The sequence below is a fragment of the Roseomonas chloroacetimidivorans genome (genome assembly GCF_049629625.1).
Classification (GTDB): domain Bacteria; phylum Pseudomonadota; class Alphaproteobacteria; order Acetobacterales; family Acetobacteraceae; genus Roseomonas; species Roseomonas chloroacetimidivorans.
The window spans coordinates 42,811-58,172 of record NZ_JBNBZS010000037.1; the positions used below are offsets into that span (position 1 = coordinate 42,811).

The following is a 15,362-nucleotide window of genomic DNA, read 5'->3' on the forward strand; positions in this document are numbered from 1 at the left end:
CGCCGAAGAAAGAAGGGAACAGCATGTCTGAGCAGGGACTACTCGCGGGCAAGGTCGTCCTCGTCACCGGGGCGGGGCGCGGCATCGGGCGCGACCTTGCCCTCGCCGCCGCGGGGGCCGGGGCGAAGGTGGTGGTGAACGATCTCGGCGCCGGGCTGGACGGGCGGCCGATGGAGGACGACCCGGCCGCCGCGGTCGTGGCCGAGATCCGGGCCGCCGGCGGCGAGGCCGTGACTGACGGCCACAGCGTGGCCGAGCCGGAGGGCGCGGAGGCGATGGTCGCCGCCGCCGTATCCGCCTTCGGGCGCATCGACGGGGTGGTCAACAACGCCGGCATCCTGCGCGACAAGATGATCTGGAAAATGGACCACGCGGAGTGGGACGCCGTGATGAAGGTGCACCTCTACGGCAGCTTCAACGTCTCCCGCGCCGCGGCCCTGCGCTTCCGGGAGCAGGGATCGGGTGCCTTCGTCCACATCACCTCCACCGCCGGGCTGGTGGGCAATGTGGGCCAGGCGAACTACGCGGCGGCGAAGCTCGGCATCGTCGGGCTGTCGCGCTCCATCGCGCTGGAGATGGGTCGGTTCGGGGTGCGCTCCAACACGCTCGCGCCCTTCGCGCTGACGCGCATGGTTACCTCCATCCCGGGGGCGGATAGTGAGGCCTTCCTCGCCAAGCGGCGCGAGATGACGGCGGCGAAAATCGGGCCGCTGACCGTCTTCCTGCTGAGCGACGCGGCGGCCGAGGTGTCCGGCCAGGTTTTCGCCGTGCGCGGCAACGAGCTGATGATCATGAGCCAGCCCAGACCCGTCCGCAGCGTCCACCGCAGCGACGGCTGGACGCCCGAGACCGTGCAGGAGGCGGTGCTCGGCACGCTGCGCCCGAACCTGACGCCGCTGGAGGGCACCATGGAGGTCTTCTCCGGGCCGGTGATCTGAGAGGGCGGGATCCGACGCGATGGACCTCAACTTCACCCCTGCGGAGCGGGCCTTCGAGACCGAGGTGCGCGACTTCGTCCGCGCCAACTTACCAGAGCGGGTGCGGGCGCGGGTGGAGGCCGGCCTCGCCCTCGGCAAGAAGGACCAGGTCGCCTGGCAGCAGGCGCTCCACCGCCGCGGCTGGGCCGCGCCGGCCTGGCCGCCGGAGCATGGCGGGCCAGGATGGACGCCAGCACAACGCTACCTCTTCGCCAAGCAGCTCGGCCTGCTCGGCGCGCCCCCTTTCATGGCCTTCGGGATCGGCATGGTCGGGCCGGTGATCTACACCTTCGGGACGGAGGCGCAGAAGGCGCGCTATCTGCCGCCGATCCTCGCCTCCACGGAGTGGTGGTGCCAGGGCTTCTCCGAGCCGAACGCCGGCTCGGACCTCGCTTCGCTCCGGACCGCCGCGCGCGACGCGGGCGACCACTACCTCGTCACCGGCCAGAAGATCTGGACTACGAAGGCGCACTACGCGGACCGCATGTTCCTCCTCGCCCGCACCGGAGGCGGCAGCAAGCCGCAGGAGGGCATCTCCTTCCTCCTGCTCGACATGCGAGCGCCCGGCGTGACGGTGCGGCCGATCATCTCAATCGACGGTTCGCACACGCTGAACGAGGTCTTTCTCGACGAGGTTCGCGTCCCGAAGTCCGAGCGCGTGGGCGAGGAGGGCAAGGGCTGGACATACGCCAAATTCCTCCTCGCCCATGAGCGCACGGGAATCGCGGCGATCGGGCGGCAGTGGAACCGGATGGAGAGGCTGCGGCGTGTCATCCGCGAGGGCCAGGGCGGGCCGGCGCTGCGCGACGCGGCCTTCCTACTGCGCGTTGCGGAGCTCGAGGCGGATCTGATGGCCTTGGAGTACACGGAGCTGCGCGCGCTCTCCGCCGAGATCGCCGGCCATGCCGACCCCACGACGGCGCCGCTCCTGAAGATCGGCGGCACCGAAATCCAGCAGCGCGTGACGGCCCTTCTCTTCGAGGCGCAGGGGGCACGTGGCGCCGTGCTGGAGGAGGGCGGCCCGGAAGTCCCCGGCGGGGCGGAAGGCGCGGCGGCGGACTACCTCTACAGCCGCGCCTCGACGATCTTCGGTGGGACCAACGAGGTGCTCCGCAACCTCGTCTCCTCCTCCGTCCTGGCCTGAGGGAGCGCGGCATGGACTTTAACCCGTCTGAGGAGCAGGCGCTGCTCCGGGACAGTGTAGCGGGGTTCCTGCGGGACGCTCCCGCCTCGGTGCAGGATGCCTGGGACGGCATGGCGGGCCTGGGATGGCTTGGCATCTCCCTGCCGGAGGAGGCCGGGGGCATAGGCGGGGCCGTGGAGGCCGCGATCGTGGCGGAGGGGCTGGGGCGCTCGCTCAGCCCGGCGCCGTTCCTCTCCTCCACGGTCTTCGGCGGGCACCTCGTTGCCGCCGCCGGCACGGACGAGCAGCGCGCGCGGTTGCTTCCTGCCCTGCTGGAGGGGCGGCTGCGCCTCGCCGTGGCCTGGGCGGAACCGGGGGACCGGCTGCTGCCAGACGGGGCGGAGACGGCCGCTTCCCGGCAGGGCGCGGGATACCGGATCACTGGCCGCAAGGATCTCGTCCCCGACGCGGCGGACGCCGGGCTACTGGTGGTGCCGGCGCGCCTGCCCGATGGCGGGACCGGCCTCTTTCTCCTGCCTCCCGACATGCCGGGCCTGGCTCTGCGGGCGGGGCGGCTGCTGGACGGGCGCGGCTTCGCGGACCTCGTGTTGGAGGAGGTTGAGACGGGGCCGGAGACTCTGCTGGGCGGCGGTGCAGCGCCGGCGGCCGTGCTGGAGGACACTTTCGACCGCGCTACCGCCGCCCTCTGCGCCGATGCCGTGGGCGCGATGCGCGAGGCGGTGCGCACTACCGCCGAGTACCTGAAGACTCGCCGGCAGTTCGGCACCGCGCTCTCAACCTTCCAGGCGCTGCGCCACCGGATAGCGGACATGCACATGGAGGCCGAGCACGCCGCGAGCCTTGCCCTCGCCGCCGCCATGGCCTGCGACGCGGGTGATCCGCTCAGCCGCACCCGCCTCGTCTCCGCCGCGAAGGCGCGGACGGGCAAGGCCGGGCGCTTCGTCGGCGAGGCCGCGATCCAACTCCACGGCGGCATCGGCATGACGGAGGAGCACGCGATCGGGCGCTTCCATAAGCGGCTGCTGGTGGCCGACGCCCTGCTGGGCAGCCGCGCCTGGCACCTGGACCGTCTGGCCGCCAACCCGCCGGCCGGGAACGAGGCCGCCACCCCCGCGCAGGACGCCGCCTGATGAACCCCGATGCCGTGATGGCCCGCCGCTTCGAGGACGTGCCCGTGAGGGTGGAGGAGCGCGACGCGATCCTCTATGCGCTCGGCATCGGGCTGGGCGACGAGCCGGAATCCCCCGCCCAGCTCCGCTACACCTACGAGAAGGACCTGGCCGTCTTCCCCACCATGCCCGTGGTGCTCGGCAGCCCCGGGCTCTGGTTCCGGGATCCCGCCCTCGGCATCGACGCGCCGCGGATCGTGCACGCGGAGCAATCCGTACGGAACCACCGCCCGATCCACCTCGGGGAACCGCTCGTGGCGCGCAACGCGATCACCGATCTGGTCGACAAGGGCGAGGGCAAGGGCGCGCTGCTGACGGTGCAGCGCGAACTTCTGGACGAGGGCGGCGCGCCGGTCGCCACCGTGCGCTCCACCTACTTCCTGCGCGGCGACGGCGGCTTCGGCGGCCCGCGCGGCGAGAGCGCCCGGCCCGAGCCCCTGCCCGACCGCGCGCCCGACATCACCCTCAACCTCTCCACCCTGCCGCAGGCCGCGCTGATCTACCGCCTGAGCGGCGACCGCAACCCGCTGCACGCCGACCCGGACTTCGCGCGCCGCGCCGGCCAGCCCCGTCCGATCCTGCACGGGCTCTGCACCTTCGCCGTGGCCGCGCGCGGGCTGCTGCGCGCCCGCGGCGGGGAGGATGCGGCGCGTATGGGCTTCCTCTCCGCCCGCATGTCCGCACCCGTCTTCCCCGGCGAGACGGTCCGGCTTCGGGCCTGGGATCTCGGGGGCAGCCGGCTGGGCTTTGAGGCGAGCGTGCCCAGCCGCGAAGTGGTGGTGCTGAGCCAGGGCCGGGCTGAGGTGGAGCCAGGCTGACGGGCCCGCGGGGCGGCCGCACGCCGGCCCTCCGCGGATCACGGGGCGAGCGCTTAGGCCCGCCTGCCGGCCGCCTCGCAGTACTCCCGCGCCAGCCGGACGCAGAGTTCCGCGGCCGTGGGCAGGTCGGCGATGCCGCCCACGCCGTGCCCGGCGGACCAGATGTCCTTCCAGGGCCGGTGCCCGGGCTCCCGGTGAGCCTGCGGCGCTGCCGGCAGCGCGTCGGGATCCAGCCCCGCCGCCTCCAGGCTCGCCCGCAGGAAGTTGGCGTGAACGCCGCTGACCGCGGGCGTGTAGACGATGTCCCGCGCCCGTGCTTCCAGCACCATGCGCTTGTAGGCGTCCGGTGCCGCGCTCTCCCGCGTGGCGATGAAGCGTGTGCCGATATAGGCCAGGTCGGCGCCCATCAGCCGCGCTGCCGCCACCTGCGCCCCGGTGTTGATGCTCCCGGCGAGCAGCAGCGTGCCCTGGAAGATCTGCCGCAGCTCCGAGAGGAAAGCGAAGGGGTTCAGCAGCCCGCCATGGCCGCCCGCCCCGGCGCAGACGGCGATCAGCCCGTCCACCCCGGCCTCCGCCGCCTTGGCTGCGTGCCGCAGGTTGACCACGTCGTGGAAGACAATCCCGCCGTAGGAGTGCACGGCCTCCACCACCTCCCGCACGGCACCGAGGGAGGTAACGACGTAGGGCACGCGCCGGGCGACGGTGAGGGCGAGGTCCGCCTCAAGCCGCGCGTTGGAGCGGTTGACGATGAGGTTGACGCCGTAGGGCGCGTCCTCCGGGCCCAGCGCGCCGGCGATCTCGTCCAGCCAGGCGCCGTACTCCTCCGTGGTGCGGGTGTTGAGCGCGGGGAAGGTGCCGGCAACGCCACCCCGGCAGGTCTCCGTCACCAGCGCCGGACTGGAAACGAGGAACATGGGCGCCGCCATGGCCGGCACGCGCAGCCGGTCTCGCAGAGGCGCGGGGAGCGGCACGGAGTCACGCCCCACGGAAGGCCGGGGCGCGGCGCTCGCGGAAGGCGGCTACGCCCTCTGCGTGGTCGGCCGTGCCGCGGAGAAGAACCTGGGCCAGCGCCTCCATCTCCAACATCGGCTCCAGCGGGCCGTGAGCGTGGAGGAAGGCCGTCTTTGCGAAGGCCAGGGCGGTCGGCGCGGCGGCGGCATAGGCCTCGGCGCGCCCGACTGCCGCGTCCAGCGCGCCGCCCGGGGGGACGAGGCGGTCGGCGAGGCCGATGCGCAGCGCCTCCTCGGCCGCCACGGGCTCGGCGCCCATCACCATGTCCTTCGCCCGCCCGAGGCCCACCCGCCGCACGAGGGTCCAGATCAGGCCGAGGTCGGGCATCAGCCCCACCCGCAGGAAAGCCGCGCCGAAGCGGGCGGCGGGGTCGGCCACCACGTGGTCGCAGGCCGCCGCGATGGAGAGGCCCGCCCCCATCGCTGCGCCCTCCACCGCCGCGACGACGGGCTTGCGGCACCCCGCGATGGCGTGCAGCAGGCGCTGGGCCTGGCGCATGCGGTCGTGCATGGCGGGGACCGAGCCGGCCGGCATGTCGGATAGGTCGCCGCCCGAGGAGAAGGCGCCGCCCCCCCCGGTGAGCACGACGGCGCGGCAGGAGTCGTCGGCATCCAGGGCGGCGAACTCGCCGACAAGGCGCTCCCGCATCTCCCGCCCCAGGGCGTTGCGGCGCTCGGGCCGGTTCATCGTCACCACCGCCACGGCACCGCGGCGCTCCAGCAGCACGAACTCGGTCACGTCAGGGTCTCCTCTCGCCCGGTCAGGTGGGTGTGAACATGGCGACCGGCGGCCCGCCCTCGGCCGTGGGCTGCCAGACCAGGCGCATCCGCTGCCCGATGCGCAGCGCGTCCAGGTCGCAGTCCACGATGTTGGTCAGGACGCGCGGCCCCTCGTCCAGCTCCACATAGGCGACGGCGTATGGCTCCTTCCCCCGGGTGATGCTGAAGCTGTAGAGCGTGCCCGTGCCCTTCGCCTCCACCAGCTCCACGTTGGGCGAGAGGGTGAAGGGCGAACTGGCGCGCGGGTAGAAGAAGGGCTTTCCCGTGTCCAGGCAGCGGCCGATGAGGAGGCGCCCTTCCCGTGCCGCGTCGAAGAAGGCGCGGTTCCCCGGGTCGACGGTCGGCGCGGGCGGGGTACGGCGGGCTACGACGGTCACCATTGGCGCTATTCCCTCTCCATGATCAGCGTGGCGCTGCCGTGGCGGATGCCGAGCAGGCCGCCCGTGCCGTGAGCGAGCGCGAGGTCGCAGTTCGGCACCTGCACGGCCGGGTGCGCCTCCCCGCGCAGCTGGCGCACCGCCTCGATCACTTTGGTGATGCCGCCGCGGTTGGCGGGGTGGTTGTTGCACAGCCCGCCGCCATCCGTGTTGAAGGGCAGCCTGCCCACGCCGCTGATCAGGTTGCCGTCCGCAACGAAGGCGCCGCCCCTGCCCTTCTCGCAGAAGCCCAGGTCCTCCAGCTGCATCAGCACGGTGATGGTGAAGCTGTCGTAGATGCTGGCGTACTTGATGTCGGCGGGGGTCACCCCGGCCTCCTCGAAGGCGCGCGGCCCCGACCAGCAAGCGCCGCTGAAGGTGATGTCCAGCTCTCCGCCTGCATGGTGCTTGATGGCCTCGCCCTCGCCCAGCACCTTCACCAGCGGGCGCTTCAGGCTCTTCGCCACCTCCGGCCGGGCGACGATCAGCGCCCCGCCGCCGTCGCTGACTACGCAGCAGTCAAGGCGGTGGAGCGGATCAGACACCATGGGCGAGTTGAGGACGTCCTCGACCGTCACGACCTTGCGGAGCATCGCGTGCTCGTTGTGCTGGGCGTGGTGGCTGGCAGCCACCTTGATCCAGGCCAGCTGCTCGCCCGTCGTGCCATACTCGTGCATGTGCCGCATCGCGCACATACCGTAGACGTTCGCCGTGCTGCGGCCGAACGGCGCCTCGAAGGCATCGTCCGGCACGCCAACGCCCCAGGAGCGGGCGGCGGTGCCGACCGCCGGCGCTTCCGAGCGCGGCCGGCCGGCCAGGGTGATGAGCGCGACGGAGCAGTGCCCCATCGCGATGGCCTGCGCGGCGTGGCCGACATGGGCGAGATAGGATGAGCCGCCGACATCGGAGCTGTCGAAGTGGCGAAGGTTCCGGAGGCCGAGGTAGTCCGCCATGCTCAGCGGCCCGAGGCCGGGGGCGTCGCCCGCGCAGAAGTAACCATCCACGTCGTCCACGGAGAGGCCGGCATCCTGCAGGGCGCCCCAGGCGACATCGGCGTGAAGCTGCGAGACCGAGCGGTCCTGCGCCTTGCGCGTGGGGTGCTCGTAGGCCCCCACCACGTAGGCCTGGCCTTTGATGCTCATGCCTTCACCTTCTCCCGACGATACGACAATTTTTGGATCGTCCAATTAGCATCACCGGACATCTTTCCGGTCAAGCGCCGCTCACTCGATCCGCACGTCGGCCGCGCGGATGATCGGGCGCCAGCGGCGGATCTCCGCGCGGATCAGCGCGCTGAACTCCGCGGGCGTGTCCGTCACCGGCTCCGCGGCGATGTCGAGGACGGATTTGCGGACCTCCTCCGCGCTCATCACCGTGCGCAAGCCGGCGGCGATCTGCCCGATGATCTCCGGGGGGATGCCCGCCGGGGCGAGCAGGCCGAACCAGGCCACGATGTCGAAGTCCGGGAAGCCCAGCTCGCGCATCGTCGGCAGCTCCGGCGCGATCGGCGAGCGCGCCGGGCTGGTGATAGCCAGCGCCTTCACGCGCCCAGCCCGGATGTGGGGCATGGCCTCGATGCCCGTCGAGAAGAACACCTGCACCTGCCCGCCCAGCACGTCCACATAGGCCTGGGCGCCGCCCCGATAGGGTATGTGCGGCATGGAGAGGCCGGCGGCCCGGTTCAGCATCTCCCCCGCGAGGTGGGAGACGGAGCCGTTGCCGACCGAGCCGAAGTTGACTGTGGAACCCGGCCGCCGCGCGAGGGCGAGGAGCTCCGCCAGGCTGTTCACGCCGAGCTGCGCCGGCACGACAAGGATCATCGGGAAGTCCGCCAGCCGGCCAAGGGCGGCGAAGTCCTTCTCCGGGTCGTAGGGCAGCCGCGCGTAAAGGCTGGGGTTGAGCGCGATCGGCCCGAGGTTGCCGAGGAGCAGGGTATAGCCGTCGGGCGCCGAGCGGGCGGCGGCCTCGGTGCCGACGATGCCGCCGGCGCCCGAGCGGTTCTCCACTACCACGTTCTGCCCAAGTTCCCGCCCTAGCCGGTCCGCGACCAGCCGGCCCAGCAGATCCGTTGTACCGCCGGGAACGTAGGGGATGATCATGCGGAGCGGCTTCTCCGGATAAGCCGCGAGCGCAGGCCCGGCCAGGGCGGCCGTCGCGGCCCCTAGCAGCAGCCGCCTCCCGATCGGGCCGCGAAGGGCCCCTCGGTCGTCTCGCATCATGGTCGTTCCTCCATTCACTCCGCCGTTCACCGGCTAGAGGTCCAGTTCGAGCCGCGGGCTCAGCGACCCCGAGCAGCACGGCATCACCGTGCCGTTCGCGGCCTTCTCCTCGTCCGTCAGGAAGGCGTCGCGGTGATCGGGGAGGCCGGCGAGGACGCGCGTCTCGCAGGTGCCGCACACGCCTTCCGAGCAGGAGAAGTTTACGCTCGCGCCGGCATTGAGGAGGGCCGCGAGCATGGTCTGGCCGGGCCCGACCGGAACCACCTTACCGCTGCGCCGCAGGACGACCTCGTAGCCGCCCTCCACCGCCGCCTCCGACTTCGGAACGAAGTACTCCAGGTGAACCTGCGCGGCGGGCCGGCGCTGCGCTGCCCTCTCGAACGCGTCGAGCATCGGGAGCGGCCCGCAGCAGTAAAGGTGCGCGTCCGGCCGCGCCGAGGCGAGCAGCGCGGCGAGGTCCAGCATCCGCCCGCCCTCCTCGTCGTCGAAGGTCAAGTGTAGCCGGCCCCGCCCGGCATCCAGCGCCGCCAGACGCTCCAGAAAGGCCGCCCGCGCGCGGGTGCGGCAGGCATAGTGCAGCTCCCAGGAGCGGCCCAGAGACTCCAGCCGCGTGGCCATCGACAGCAGCGGGGTGACCCCGATGCCACCGGCGATCAGCACAGAGTGCGGCGCGTCCTCGTTCAGGGGGAAGTTGTTGCGGGGAGGGCCAATCGTTAGGCGCGCGCCCACGCGTAGCGCCTCGTGCACATAGCGCGAGCCACCCCGGCTCTCCGGCGCGTGGTGAACGCCGATGACGTAGCGGCCGCGCTCGGCAGGGTCGTTCAGCAGGGAGTAGCTGCGAGTGATCCCGTTCGGCAGATGCAGGTCCACATGCGCCCCGGCGGTGAAGGGCGGCAGCGCGCCGCCCCCCACGGGCTCAAGGATGTAGGCGTTGACCCCCTCCGCCTCGTAGGTGATGCCGCGCAGCAGCACCTCCAGCGTCGGTGCGGGCACGCTGCCGTCCATGTCAGAGCTGGTAGCCGAAGCCCGCGCCGAGGCGCGCCCGCATCGGCTCCCGCCCCGCATCTTGCCAGGGCGTGCCCTCCGGCAGCGTCATCGAGACCGCGCGCACCATGAAGGTCTCCGGGTCGCTCACCCCCACCGGGCGCTGACCCCGGTCGCGCAGCGCGGCGGCGGCCTCCAGCAGCAGGCGCCGCGTCATCACGATTCCCGTGTCGCTGGCGCAGAGGTTCTCCTGCGTGCGGTCGTAGATGGGCGAGAGGCCGCTCTGGCACGCCCCGTCCTGCACCCAGAGGCCGGGAAGGCCGGAGAACCAGGTGGTGCGCTGACTCTCGAAGTCGAACTGGTAGGCCTTCTCCGGCGTGAACTTCGTCCAGTAGTCGGCGTAGGGCGTGGTGGGCGGCTTGGGATCGTAGGCGTGGCGGCTGGCGTGGCCGGTCTCCCGGCCGTTGTGCCCCTCCTCGAACAGCTGGCGCGTGCGCGGGTGCAGCGGTTCCGTCGGGTGATAGGAGAACATGAGGCAGAGCGTGTTCTCGTCGTCCATCGGCACCCAGGCATGGCCGCTCAGCTCCGGGAACTTGGACTGCGGCGGCACGAGCGAGTAGAAGGGCATGACGAACTGGTTCACGCGCCAGTAAAGCCGCTCCTCGTCCATGCGGCGCTTGGCGGCGATGCTCATGCCGAAGGCCTGGCGCATACACTCGAAGGTCGGGCGCAGGTCGCGCTTGGCGATCCATTCGTTGATCGCGCCCTGGTTGTCGATACGGGCGTGTAGGATGGGTGCGTGAGCGGAGTCGATCTCCCCTTCCAGCGCCTGCAGCCAGTTGCACTCCTGCACGCGCATGGAGAGGTGGACGTTCTCCGCGGGAACGAGGTTCCACTCCATCTCCGGCATCGGCGGCGGCTCGGCGTCCGGGCCCATGTAGGTCCAGCACACGCCATTCCTCTCCCGGCAGGGATAGGACTTGATACGGACTTTCTCCTTCAGCCGGCTGCGCGGTGGCTCGGCCGGCATGTCGGTCACGGCGCCCGTCACGTCGTACTTCCAGCCGTGATAGATGCAGCGGATGCCGCAGTCCTCGTTGCGGCCGAACATCATCGGGGCGCCGCGATGAGCGCAGGCGTTGGCGATGAGGCCCACCCGACCCTCCGTGTCGCGGAAGGCGACAAGGTCCTCGCCCAGCAGCTTCACGCGCTTGGGCTGCCCGTCCTTCTCCAGGTCGCGGGAGAGGAAGAAGGGGATCCAGTAGAGGCGGAACAGCGACCCCATGGCCGTGCCGGAGCCGACGCGGACGAGGGTCTCGTTGTCTTCGTGGGAGAGCATGGCGGGATTCCCAGGAGTTCAGTTAGCGGGGTGCAGCTCGGCGGCGGTGCGGTCGAGGAGTCCCTCGACCAGCGGGGCGAGGCCGAGGCGCTCGGCCAAGCCCGCCGGATCGGCGTCGGGCAGGGGTGGCCGCGGGACGGGTGGGGGCGTGCCGGCACGCAGCAGGGCGAGGACCGTCTCGATCCGGCGCCGTTCCAGCGCCACGAGCGCCTCTTCGATCGTCGGTGCCTCTCCGAGGCATCCCGGCAGCTCGGGGTACCTCGCCTCGCGGCGCCAGGCGCCGGGGCTCGCTTCGAAGGTGCGGGCCGAGATCAGGTAGGGGATCGAAAGGTAGTCGCGCAGGCGCAGGGCGGGCGCGGCTCGGTCTGTCGGCATCCCGTTCTCCCGGGCTTGCATCCCTTCTCCTCCCCTAGCCCATGACCAGTGCTTCGTGTACACAATATCTAATGGATCGTCCAATAGCGCGCAAGCCCTTCTCCGGAGGCGGTCGCGAGAGGAACGTGCGAGAGATCGGAGGACAGGACAGGGATGAGATGGAGGACGTGGAGTCGATCGCCTGGACGCTTCGCCTGGCCGACGGGGCGGGTTTCCTCGCGCGCGTGCTCAACACACGCTCGACGGTGCTCTACCAGCAGCTCACGGGGCAGGAGGAGGTCACGCCGCGCCAGTTCGGCGCCCTTCTCGTGCTGCACCAGCGCGGACCCCTCACGCTCACCGAGCTGGCGGAGCGCATCAGCGTGGACCGCAGCACCCTGAGCGAGATGGCGCGCCGGCTGGTCGACAACGGGCTCATCAGCCGTACCGGGAACGCGCGGGACCGCCGGTCGGCGACGGTGTCCCTCAGCCCGAAAGGGCGGGAGGTGCTGCTCCGGCTGCTACCCGGGGCTGCCCGGTTGCAGGACGCGCTGCTCGCGCCTCTACCCCCATCCGAGCGGCGGCAGTTCCTGCGCGCGCTCCGTCTCATCTCGGGGCTAGGGACGGAGGCGGGGTGAGGCGGCAGTCAGCCTTCCCGTGCCGCGCAGGCCGCGAAGAGCGGGCCGTCCTCGTAGACCAGCGCCACGATCCGGACCGGCGTGTCCAGGGCCGGGATCGCCTCGTCCAGCAGCCGCGTGGCGAGCCGCAGGCCCTCCTCCAGATCGACGATCGCGACGTGGTAGGGCGCCTCCGCCCGGAACACGGCGGGCGCGGCGTGGATCGTGGTGGCCGCGTAGAGCCGCCCACGACCCGACAGCGGCTTCCATTCGACCGTGCAGGACCAGCAGTGCGGGCAGACCGGCTTCGGCGGGAAGCTGAACTGCCCGCAGGAAGTACAGCGCGTGGTCTCCAACCGGCCCTCGGCCAGGCCCTCCCAGAAGCGCCGGGTATGCGCCGTGACGCGGGGCGGATAGGCCCGGCGCCCGGCTGCCTGCCTCACGGCGACCGTCACCGAACGGCCTCCAGCACATGGACCAGGGCCGCGTTGTAGTTGCCCAGCTCCGCCGTGGTGAGGCCCAGCCGCGCCCCGGCGACCTGCCGCTCTCCTGCCCGGCCGCGCAACTGGTCCAGCGCCTCGACTAAGCCGTAGAAGGGCGTGACATAGGCGGGGTGCCCCCTCGAGAGCAGGCCGCCGGAGGTGCAGACGGGGATGCGCCCGCCCAGCGCCGTGTCCCCCGCCGCGGCGCGGGCCGCCCCCTCCCCCCGAGGCACCAGCCCCAGCGCCTCGCAGGCCAGCACCTCGACGATGGTGCAGGGCGCGTAGAGCTCCGCGAAGTCCAGGTCGCCCGGGCCAATGCCGGCCGAGGCGAGGGCCACCGGCCCGGCGATCCGCAGGGAGTCGAAGGCGATCATGTCGTTGGGCACCTCGCTGATCTGGTGCGCCCCCTCATGGTGGAAGCCGCGGCCGCGCAGGCGGGCGTAGGGGCGCCCCGTCGCGCGGGCCACTTCCTCCTCCGCAAGGACAAGGCAGACGGCGCCGTCGCTGCGCGGCGGCACCTCGTAGAGGCCGAGCGGCTCCACGATCATGGGCTGCGCCAGGACCTCCTCCAGCGTCACCGGCCGGCGGAACTGGGCGAGCGGGTTGTGGGCTGCGTGGCGCCGGTTCTTCACGGCGACGGAGGCGATCTCGGCACGGGTCGCCCCGTGCTCGTGCATGTAGCGGGCAGCGTCCATGGCATACCAGGCGATGGGGGAGATGCCGAACGGCGCCTGGAAGTCCACGTCCCCCACGGCCCGCATGGAGCTCATCATGTGCTCGGCTGCTGGCGTCGCCGTCTCGAAGTTCACGCCGAGAGCGAGCGCCACGCGGCACTTGCCCAGCAGGATGTCGTCCACTGCCCGCTCGAAAGCCAGCCCGGCCGTCATGCCGTTGCCCAGGATCTCCCCCACCCCTCCGGAGAGCGGGATGCGGAGGTAGTGGGCCATGAAGGTCGCGAAATATTTCTGCAGCGTGTAGGGCCGGCACTGCGCGAAGCAGAGGCTCCCGACCTCCTCCTTCCCGACGCCCGCATCCTCCATCGCCTCGATCACCAGCCTGGCGAGGACCTCGTGCTCCAGCACCCTCTCGGGCGCGTCCGGCGGGGACTGCCACTTGCCGCAGGGCAGCGCCGCGGCGCCGAGCAGGGTGACGCCCCTCATCGGAGGGGAGTGCCGACGTAGGTCTCGGCCAGGGCGGCGGCGGCCGCGTCGCAGCCGGTGACAAGGTCGAGCTCGACCGGCTGGCGCCTCTCGTCTAACTCGCTCGCCCCCCCGAGGCGGTGCAGCATGGAGGTCATCCACCAGGAAAAGTGCTGCGCCCGCCAGACCCGGCGTAGCGCGGTGGCGGAGTAGGCCCCTACCGAAGCGATTCCGCGCGCGGCGAGGAGCAGGGAGAGCAGCAGCCCGCCCGGCCCCGCGCCGACGATCCCGACCTGGGTTCGCATCTCCGCCCGCCCTGGCCGCTCAGAGACCCATGCGCTTGGCGAGGACGTTCCGCTGGATCTCGTTGCTGCCACCGCCGATCGGGCCGACGCGGGAGTCCCGGAAGAACATCTGCATATCGTACTCCATGGAGTACCCCGCCCCGCCCAGAATCTGCAGGCCCTCGTCGGCGCAGCGGAAGTTGTTCTCCGTGCAGACGATCTTGGCGATGGAGGTCTCCTCGACGGCCGGCTGCCCGGCATCCAGCAGCTCCGCCACGCGGTAGACGGACTGCCGCGCGGTCTCCGACATGATCTGCATGTTCACCAGCTTGTGCTGGATGATCTGAAAGTCCGAGATGGGATGGCCGAACTGGATGCGCTCCTTCGCGTAATCCCGCGCGTACTCGGTGATCTTGAAGCAGTGCCCGGCTGAAATCGCCGCCAGGCCCAGCCGCTCCACGCCGAGGCAGGTCATGATGTTCTTCCACGCCATTCCCTCCCCGCCGATCAGGTTGCGAGCGGGCACGCGCACGTTCTCGAAGAACACCTCGTTCGCGTGGGTCGTGCGCCGGCCCAGCATCTGCAGCGGCCGGATGGTCACGCCCGGCGCCTTCGCGTCCACGAGGATGGTGCTCATCCCCTTGTGCCGCTCGGCCTTCGGATCCGTCTTGGCGATCACCACGAGGTAGTCGGCGACGTGGGCGCAGGTGATCCAGACCTTGTTGCCGTTCAGCACGTACTCGTCGCCCTCGCGGATCGCGGTCGTCTTCACGCCGGCCACGTCGGAGCCTGTCCCCGGTTCCGACATGGCGAGGGCGAGCTTCGCCTTGCCGGAGATGATCTTCGGTACGATCTCCTCCTGCACCTCTGGCCGGCCGAACTTCACGACGTGCATGCCGGCGTAGATGAGCGTCGTCGTCACGGCCTGGGCGATGCCGGTGTAGTAGTAGCCGAGCGTCTCCAGCAGCACGGTCAGGTCCTTGTGGGAGGAGGCCATCCCGCCGAACTTCTCCGGGTAGAAGAGGCCAAGGTAGCCCGCCTCCGCCAGAGCGTCATAGGCCTCGTGCGGGAACTCCCGCGCCTCGTCCATCTTACGGATGCGGTCCCATGGGAGGTGCCGTTCGCAGATCTCGAGCAGGCTGTCGCGCATCATGCGCTGCTCATCCGTAAGGCCGTGGAGGTTCATCAGCGTCATGCGTCTTGTCCCATGGGTCAGAATCGGCCGGAAAGGCATCCGCCGGCATCGGCCGGGCGGCTACTTCCTCGTTGAGGATGCGACAGCATCACCGGGCCGTGCAGTCGCACCCGGCTCCTCCGTCTGCACGTCACGCTAAATGGACCGTCCATTCTGTCAAGCTGGTTCCGCGGACGGCGGCGGGCCTCATGCCCCCGCCACCGCGACGAAATCCGCGATGCCGGCTTCGCGCCGGAGGGCGCGCGCCGCCGTGTACTCGGGCGAGCGATAATAGCGCAGCGCCCCGTCCAGGCTGTCGAACTCGATGGCGACGTTGCGCGCCCGCCCCTCGCCTTCCAGCACCTCGGCGGCGCCGCCGCGCACCAGCACCCGCCCGCCGTACTGCGTGATCACGGGCGTGGCGGCGCGCGCGTAGCGCGCGTAGGCCTCCTGGTC

18 protein-coding genes are annotated in these 15,362 nt (G+C 71.3%); 5 read left to right on the forward strand and 13 right to left on the reverse strand.

Annotated features, from left to right (window positions below):
- Positions 1-23: 23 nt before the first annotated feature.
- From ACO1BU_RS23060 to ACO1BU_RS23075, 4 genes are read left to right on the forward strand one after another with little or no spacing between them, the layout of a single operon-like run.
- A complete protein-coding gene (locus ACO1BU_RS23060) occupies positions 24-938 on the forward strand; it encodes an SDR family NAD(P)-dependent oxidoreductase (RefSeq protein WP_424138311.1) in 915 nt (304 codons plus the stop codon).
- A gap of 19 nt (positions 939-957) precedes the next feature.
- Positions 958-2,121, forward strand: coding sequence for an acyl-CoA dehydrogenase family protein (locus tag ACO1BU_RS23065; protein WP_424138312.1), 1,164 nt, complete (start codon positions 958-960; stop codon positions 2,119-2,121).
- A gap of 11 nt (positions 2,122-2,132) precedes the next feature.
- Positions 2,133-3,251, forward strand: a complete 1,119-nt coding sequence (locus ACO1BU_RS23070; protein ID WP_424138313.1) for an acyl-CoA dehydrogenase family protein — start codon at positions 2,133-2,135, stop codon at positions 3,249-3,251.
- The gene (locus ACO1BU_RS23075; protein ID WP_424138314.1) at positions 3,251-4,108 is read left to right on the forward strand and encodes a MaoC family dehydratase; all 858 of its coding nucleotides are present in this window, start codon (positions 3,251-3,253) and stop codon (positions 4,106-4,108) included. Before ACO1BU_RS23070 ends, ACO1BU_RS23075 begins: the two co-directional genes overlap by 1 nt.
- Before the next feature lie 53 nt (positions 4,109-4,161).
- On the opposite strand, the gene ACO1BU_RS23080 is transcribed toward ACO1BU_RS23075, so the two are convergent.
- From ACO1BU_RS23080 to ACO1BU_RS23115, 8 genes are all read right to left on the reverse strand, one after another.
- Positions 4,162-5,079 (reverse strand): NAD(P)H-dependent flavin oxidoreductase, encoded by a 918-nt coding sequence (locus tag ACO1BU_RS23080; RefSeq protein WP_424138315.1) that lies wholly within the window; start codon positions 5,077-5,079, stop codon positions 4,162-4,164.
- A 4-nt stretch (positions 5,080-5,083) separates the two neighbouring features.
- Positions 5,084-5,857, reverse strand: a complete 774-nt coding sequence (locus ACO1BU_RS23085; protein ID WP_424138316.1) for an enoyl-CoA hydratase/isomerase family protein — start codon at positions 5,855-5,857, stop codon at positions 5,084-5,086.
- Between the two features lie 22 nt (positions 5,858-5,879).
- Positions 5,880-6,278, reverse strand: coding sequence for a Zn-ribbon domain-containing OB-fold protein (locus ACO1BU_RS23090; protein ID WP_424138317.1), 399 nt, complete (start codon positions 6,276-6,278; stop codon positions 5,880-5,882).
- Positions 6,279-6,283: 5 nt separating this feature from the next.
- Complete coding sequence (locus ACO1BU_RS23095; protein WP_424138318.1) at positions 6,284-7,456, reverse strand: thiolase domain-containing protein; 1,173 nt, start codon at positions 7,454-7,456, stop codon at positions 6,284-6,286.
- A gap of 81 nt (positions 7,457-7,537) precedes the next feature.
- Complete coding sequence (locus ACO1BU_RS23100; RefSeq protein WP_424138319.1) at positions 7,538-8,530, reverse strand: Bug family tripartite tricarboxylate transporter substrate binding protein; 993 nt, start codon at positions 8,528-8,530, stop codon at positions 7,538-7,540.
- A gap of 36 nt (positions 8,531-8,566) precedes the next feature.
- On the reverse strand, positions 8,567-9,526 hold the full coding sequence (locus ACO1BU_RS23105; RefSeq protein WP_424138320.1) for a PDR/VanB family oxidoreductase: 960 nt from the start codon (positions 9,524-9,526) through the stop codon (positions 8,567-8,569).
- A gap of 13 nt (positions 9,527-9,539) precedes the next feature.
- Positions 9,540-10,856, reverse strand: a complete 1,317-nt coding sequence (locus ACO1BU_RS23110; RefSeq protein ID WP_424138321.1) for a Rieske 2Fe-2S domain-containing protein — start codon at positions 10,854-10,856, stop codon at positions 9,540-9,542.
- A gap of 18 nt (positions 10,857-10,874) precedes the next feature.
- Entirely contained in the window at positions 10,875-11,231 is a 357-nt protein-coding gene (locus ACO1BU_RS23115) for a hypothetical protein (RefSeq protein WP_424138322.1), read from the reverse strand.
- Between the two features lie 158 nt (positions 11,232-11,389).
- Here ACO1BU_RS23115 and ACO1BU_RS23120 point away from each other — a divergent pair, with 158 nt between their 5' ends.
- The gene (locus ACO1BU_RS23120) at positions 11,390-11,848 is read left to right on the forward strand and encodes a MarR family winged helix-turn-helix transcriptional regulator (RefSeq protein WP_424138323.1); all 459 of its coding nucleotides are present in this window, start codon (positions 11,390-11,392) and stop codon (positions 11,846-11,848) included.
- Positions 11,849-11,856: 8 nt separating this feature from the next.
- On the opposite strand, the gene ACO1BU_RS23125 is transcribed toward ACO1BU_RS23120, so the two are convergent.
- The 5 genes from ACO1BU_RS23125 to ACO1BU_RS23145 all read right to left on the reverse strand — a co-directional run.
- A complete protein-coding gene (locus ACO1BU_RS23125; protein ID WP_424138324.1) occupies positions 11,857-12,282 on the reverse strand; it encodes a Zn-ribbon domain-containing OB-fold protein in 426 nt (141 codons plus the stop codon).
- Entirely contained in the window at positions 12,279-13,469 is a 1,191-nt protein-coding gene (locus ACO1BU_RS23130) for a thiolase family protein (protein ID WP_424138325.1), read from the reverse strand. Before ACO1BU_RS23130 ends, ACO1BU_RS23125 begins: the two co-directional genes overlap by 4 nt.
- Positions 13,466-13,753 (reverse strand): FAD-dependent monooxygenase, encoded by a 288-nt coding sequence (locus ACO1BU_RS23135; protein WP_424138326.1) that lies wholly within the window; start codon positions 13,751-13,753, stop codon positions 13,466-13,468. The genes ACO1BU_RS23130 and ACO1BU_RS23135 overlap by 4 nt, the downstream gene beginning before the upstream one ends.
- A gap of 19 nt (positions 13,754-13,772) precedes the next feature.
- Entirely contained in the window at positions 13,773-14,927 is a 1,155-nt protein-coding gene (locus ACO1BU_RS23140) for an acyl-CoA dehydrogenase family protein (RefSeq protein ID WP_424138327.1), read from the reverse strand.
- Between the two features lie 186 nt (positions 14,928-15,113).
- The coding region (locus tag ACO1BU_RS23145) for a DUF1330 domain-containing protein (protein WP_424138328.1) at positions 15,114-15,362 on the reverse strand (249 nt) is incomplete at its 5' end.

Bases quoted from the DNA above. Each gene is read 5' to 3' on its own strand.
- ACO1BU_RS23060 (WP_424138311.1), top strand. From the start codon at position 24: ATGTCTGAGCAGGGACTACTCGCGGGCAAGGTCGTCCTCGTCACCGGG.
- ACO1BU_RS23065 (WP_424138312.1), top strand. From the start codon at position 958: ATGGACCTCAACTTCACCCCTGCGGAGCGGGCCTTCGAGACCGAGGTG.
- ACO1BU_RS23070 (WP_424138313.1), top strand. From the start codon at position 2,133: ATGGACTTTAACCCGTCTGAGGAGCAGGCGCTGCTCCGGGACAGTGTA.
- ACO1BU_RS23075 (WP_424138314.1), top strand. From the start codon at position 3,251: ATGAACCCCGATGCCGTGATGGCCCGCCGCTTCGAGGACGTGCCCGTG.
- ACO1BU_RS23090 (WP_424138317.1), bottom strand. From the start codon at position 6,278: ATGGTGACCGTCGTAGCCCGCCGTACCCCGCCCGCGCCGACCGTCGAC.
- ACO1BU_RS23095 (WP_424138318.1), bottom strand. From the start codon at position 7,456: ATGAGCATCAAAGGCCAGGCCTACGTGGTGGGGGCCTACGAGCACCCC.
- ACO1BU_RS23100 (WP_424138319.1), bottom strand. From the start codon at position 8,530: ATGCGAGACGACCGAGGGGCCCTTCGCGGCCCGATCGGGAGGCGGCTG.
- ACO1BU_RS23110 (WP_424138321.1), bottom strand. From the start codon at position 10,856: ATGCTCTCCCACGAAGACAACGAGACCCTCGTCCGCGTCGGCTCCGGC.
- ACO1BU_RS23115 (WP_424138322.1), bottom strand. From the start codon at position 11,231: ATGCCGACAGACCGAGCCGCGCCCGCCCTGCGCCTGCGCGACTACCTT.
- ACO1BU_RS23120 (WP_424138323.1), top strand. From the start codon at position 11,390: ATGGAGGACGTGGAGTCGATCGCCTGGACGCTTCGCCTGGCCGACGGG.
- ACO1BU_RS23130 (WP_424138325.1), bottom strand. From the start codon at position 13,469: ATGAGGGGCGTCACCCTGCTCGGCGCCGCGGCGCTGCCCTGCGGCAAG.
- ACO1BU_RS23135 (WP_424138326.1), bottom strand. From the start codon at position 13,753: ATGCGAACCCAGGTCGGGATCGTCGGCGCGGGGCCGGGCGGGCTGCTG.
- ACO1BU_RS23140 (WP_424138327.1), bottom strand. From the start codon at position 14,927: ATGACGCTGATGAACCTCCACGGCCTTACGGATGAGCAGCGCATGATG.